This is a genomic window from Streptomyces phyllanthi (assembly GCF_009377205.1).
Classification (GTDB): Bacteria; Actinomycetota; Actinomycetes; order Streptomycetales; family Streptomycetaceae; genus Streptomyces; species Streptomyces phyllanthi.
Window position 1 is genome coordinate 1 of the sequence record NZ_VJZE01000640.1, and the last position, 4,083, is coordinate 4,083.

General features: G+C 69.9%; 5 protein-coding genes. 3 read left to right on the forward strand and 2 right to left on the reverse strand.

The window, feature by feature from the left end; genetic code table 11:
• The first annotated feature begins 51 nt into the window (after positions 1–51).
• The gene (locus tag FNH04_RS42600) at positions 52–897 is read left to right on the forward strand and encodes an ABC transporter permease (RefSeq protein WP_152791603.1); all 846 of its coding nucleotides are present in this window, start codon (positions 52–54) and stop codon (positions 895–897) included.
• Positions 898–934: 37 nt separating this feature from the next.
• Here the strand turns inward: FNH04_RS42600 and FNH04_RS42605 are convergent, their stop codons facing one another.
• The gene (locus tag FNH04_RS42605) at positions 935–1,267 is read right to left on the reverse strand and encodes an ATP/GTP-binding protein (protein ID WP_322725474.1); all 333 of its coding nucleotides are present in this window, start codon (positions 1,265–1,267) and stop codon (positions 935–937) included.
• Positions 1,268–1,483: 216 nt separating this feature from the next.
• Here FNH04_RS42605 and FNH04_RS42610 point away from each other — a divergent pair, with 216 nt between their 5' ends.
• Entirely contained in the window at positions 1,484–2,512 is a 1,029-nt protein-coding gene (locus tag FNH04_RS42610; protein WP_152791605.1) for an LLM class flavin-dependent oxidoreductase, read from the forward strand.
• Positions 2,513–2,610: 98 nt separating this feature from the next.
• Here the strand turns inward: FNH04_RS42610 and FNH04_RS42615 are convergent, their stop codons facing one another.
• The gene (locus tag FNH04_RS42615) at positions 2,611–3,003 is read right to left on the reverse strand and encodes an SCO5389 family protein (protein WP_152791606.1); all 393 of its coding nucleotides are present in this window, start codon (positions 3,001–3,003) and stop codon (positions 2,611–2,613) included.
• A 289-nt stretch (positions 3,004–3,292) separates the two neighbouring features.
• Between FNH04_RS42615 and nucS the strand changes: the two genes are divergently transcribed.
• Positions 3,293–3,964, forward strand: a complete 672-nt coding sequence (gene nucS, locus FNH04_RS42620; RefSeq protein ID WP_152791607.1) for an endonuclease NucS — start codon at positions 3,293–3,295, stop codon at positions 3,962–3,964.
• Positions 3,965–4,083: the final 119 nt, after the last annotated feature.

The window sequence follows — 4,083 nt, forward strand, 5'->3', positions numbered from 1 at the left end:
CTCCTCCCCCGCGCCCTCCTCCATCGACCCGACCAAGCCCGAGGACGCCCGATGAGCACGCCGCAGCCTCCCGTGACCCAGCAGCCCGCGCCCAACTGGCAGGCGCCGTCCGGCTCTTCGTACACCTCGCCAATCCCGGTGGTGCGCACCCACCTCGGGCACGCGATCGCCTCCGAGTGGACGAAGATCAAGTCGGTGCGCTCGACGATGTGGACGCTGGGCATCTTCCTGCTGCTCGTCATCGGCATCGGCTTCCTGGTCGCCCTGCAGACGACCGACGAGGACTTCGGGAACGTCCCGTACACCGTCCCCGCCTTCTTCGGTCTGGTGCTGGGGCAGATCTGCCTGATCACGCTGGGCGTGCTGGTGATCTCGTCGGAGTACGGCACGGGCATGATCCGTACGACGTTCACGGCCTCGCCGCAGCGATGGCGGGTGCTCGCCGCCAAGCTGCTGATCTTCTTCGTGGTGGCGTTCGCCGTGTCGGCCTCCGCGATCGCGCTGGTCGGCCTGTTCACGGAGAGCCTGCACAGCGATACGTCGGCGTCGGGCACCGAGTGGGCCCACACGGTCCTCAAGGGCGCCCTGTACGTCTCACTGCTCGGTGTCCTCGCCCTCGCGGTGGGCTCGATGCTGCGGCACTCGGCGGGTGCGATCACCGCGATGCTCGGTATCGTGCTGGTGCCCGCGATCCTGCCCGCGTTCCTGATGCTCTCCGAGAGCATGCGCGAGATCGGCGAGAAGATGATGGAGTACAACGCCCCCAACTCCCTCGCGTACATCTTCGAGTTGGACAACGACGGCGGTGGCGGCAACGCCCAGCTCGGTCTGCTCGCGGGCCTGACGGCGGCCGCGATCGTGGGCGCGTTCGTGCTGCTGGAGCGGCGGGACGTGTGACGCGGGGAAGGCGGGGCCGGGCCGGCCGCCCGTCCGCCTAGAAACGCGGTGCGTTACGGGACCGCTGCGCCCTCGAGGTGCGGCGGTCCTTCGCGTTCCAGCAGGCCTTGTGCCAGTGGCGGCGTTCGTCGACGCCGGAGTGCTGGGGCCAGGCCACGACGTGCGGGAGGCCGGAGGGGATCATCTGGTCGCAGCCGGGGCAGCGGTACGTCTTGCCCTGGGCACTCGCCCCGGCCACATGGCGCACGCTCCAGTCCTCGTTCTGCCAGTTCTCCGTGGACTGCCAGCCGCCGTAGCGGTCCGCCCGCTCCTCGTCGGCGCTGTGGCCGGACGAGCCGGCTTCCTTGGGTCGGTTGCGACGCGGGGACACGGAACACCTCTCGGGGCTATACAGGGAGCGGGGGTCGTGTCCAGCCTACGCGCGCCGACCAGGGGTACGCGTGCCCCACGAACCGCCGCGGAACGCCTTCGCCCGGCATTGTGCAGACAATCCGCAAATCTCGCCGACAGGCCGTGTCTTGGGCACGTGTCAGACGGTTATGCCGGGTGGGGGAGCTCCGGGCGGAGCCGAGAAAGCAGGAAACACATGCACGTTGGAAGTTTTGTACTGGCGGCCCAGTTCCCGGGACAGGGCCAGGGGGAGGCGCTGCACCGCGCCGTACGGACGGCCGAGGTGGCCGAGGAGGCGGGCCTGGACTCGGTCTGGCTGGCGGAGCACCACTTCGTGCCGTACGGGACATGCCCGTCGGCCGTCACCCTCGCCGCGTTACTCCTCGGGCGCACCCGGCGGCTGCGCGTCGGCACGGCGGTCAGCGTGCTCCCCACCGTCCACCCCGTGGCCCTCGGCGAGCAGGCGGCGCTGCTGCACGTGACGTCCGGCGGCCGCTTCTCCCTGGGGGTGGGACGCGGTGGGCCGTGGGTGGACCTGGAGGTCTTCGGGACGGGGATCGAGGCGTACGAGAAGGGGTTCCCGGAATCACTCGATCTGCTGGTGCGCTGGCTGCGCGAACCCTCGGTGAAGGCCACGGGGGAACGATTCAGCTTCCGTGAGGTGCCGGTCGTCCCCCGGCCCACGGAGGTGCTGAGCGGTGCCCCGGGCCCCGAGGTCGTCGTCGCCTGCACCTCGCCGTCGAGCGTCCGGCTCGCGGCCGAGCGCGGACTGCCGATGCTCCTCGGTATGCATGTCGGGGACGAGGAGAAGGCGGAGATGGTCGCACTGTGGCGCAATCACGCGCGTGCGGCGGGCCGTTCGGCGGACGAGATCGCCGTCGCCGGCCATGTGTCGGCCGGTGTCTGCCAGATCGCGGACCGGCGTACCGACGCGGTCGAGGCGCTCACCAAGGCCATGCCGGGCTGGCTGCGGCAGGGGCTCGACGCCCATGTGACGGTGGACGGCCGTGACCGCACGATGCGCGACCCGCTGGCGTACACCGAACTGCTCTGCGGGCTGCACCCGGTGGGCACCCCGCGGCTGTGCGCCGACCGGCTGGCGGCGACGGCGGAGCGGACCGGCATCTCGCGCTTCGCCCTGCTCGTCGAGGGTTCGGGCGATCTGGCGGCCACCGAGGAGAACGTACGGCGGCTCGGCGCCGAGGTACTCCCCCACCTCGGCTGACGGACGCGCCGCGGCCGGCCGCGCCCGCGGGGAGCTTGCCGCCCCGGTACTCATGCACCTCCCGCGTACGGAGCGGCAAGCAACGCGGCACGGCCGCCTCAGCAGTCTCTGAGCTCCGGAGACTGGTTCAGCAACTGACCGCGCACCGAGGTGAAACGTGCCAGCCGGTCGTCCACGGACGGGTCCAGCGGGAACACGGCCACCCGGTGGCAGTTCTGGAAGGCCAGCCGCACACCGAAGTGCCGCTGCAGCGCGCCGCGTATCGCGTCGCTCGCGAGCGCACGCAGCAGCTGGCCACGTGCCTGCTCGTCCGGCGGGGGCGTCTGGTTGTCGGCGAACTCACCGCCGTCGACCTTCAGCTGGGCCACCAGGGAGCTGATCATCTCCCACGCGTAGGGCAGGGAGGTCCGGACGCAGTCGACGAAGGCGGCTTCGTCGACCTCGCCTCGCTCGGCCTGTTCGAGTAGGGCCGGTGAGACGTCGAGCGACATGGGTTCTCCTCTCGCACCCCCGCGGTGGCGGGGGTTGACGGACAGGGTGGAAGTTCGCGATATCGCACACGCTGCGTACACGCATCGCGACCTCCCGTTTATACGGTAAGCAACCGACGATGACCGCACCAGGAGAATGCGTACACGGGGAACCCCCCCTGGGACCACAATCAGCCATTGCCGCGCACGAGTTGCCTCCGGCACATGCCTCGGGTCAGGGTGCCGCTCACACGGGTCCTGAGGTGGGCGAATCGCGTATGACGGTGGGTGTCGAGTAGCGTTTGCGACCATGCGTCTCGTCATTGCCCGCTGCTCCGTGGACTACGCCGGACGGCTCACGGCCCATCTCCCCTCAGCCCCCCGCCTGATCCTCGTGAAGGCGGACGGCAGCGTCTCGATCCACGCGGACGACCGGGCCTACAAGCCCCTCAACTGGATGTCTCCCCCCTGCACGCTGAAGGAGGGGTCCGGAGACGAGGAGGGTGTCTGGACCGTCACCAACAAGGGGGGCGAGAAGCTGATCATCACAATGGAGGAGGTCCTCCACGACTCCTCGCACGAGCTCGGCGTCGACCCCGGTCTGATCAAGGACGGGGTGGAGGCACATCTGCAGGAGCTGCTCGCCGACCGTATCGAAACCCTCGGCGAGGGCTACACGCTGATCCGCCGCGAGTACATGACCGCCATCGGTCCCGTCGACATCCTGTGCCGGGACGCCGAGGGCCGGACCGTGGCCGTGGAGATCAAACGGCGGGGCGAGATCGACGGCGTCGAACAGCTCACCCGCTATCTCGACCTGCTGAACAGGGACCCGCATCTCGCCCCGGTACGCGGCATCTTCGCCGCCCAGGAGATCAAGCCCCAGGCCCGCGTCCTGGCCACCGACCGGGGTATCGGCTGCCAGGTGCTGGACTACAACGCGCTCAGGGGCATCGAGGACGACAAACTGCGGCTGTTCTGAGGCACTCGGAGCGGCAGGGATGCGAGGAGGGCCGGGTCCTGGGGACCCGGCCCTCCTCCGTTGCCGCTCGCCATGACGCCGGCCGTCAGATCACCGAACCGTCGGCCGTCGAACCACCG

Bases quoted from the DNA above. Each gene is read 5' to 3' on its own strand.
- FNH04_RS42600 (WP_152791603.1), top strand. From the start codon at position 52: ATGAGCACGCCGCAGCCTCCCGTGACCCAGCAGCCCGCGCCCAACTGG.
- FNH04_RS42610 (WP_152791605.1), top strand. From the start codon at position 1,484: ATGCACGTTGGAAGTTTTGTACTGGCGGCCCAGTTCCCGGGACAGGGC.
- FNH04_RS42615 (WP_152791606.1), bottom strand. From the start codon at position 3,003: ATGTCGCTCGACGTCTCACCGGCCCTACTCGAACAGGCCGAGCGAGGC.
- nucS (WP_152791607.1), top strand. From the start codon at position 3,293: ATGCGTCTCGTCATTGCCCGCTGCTCCGTGGACTACGCCGGACGGCTC.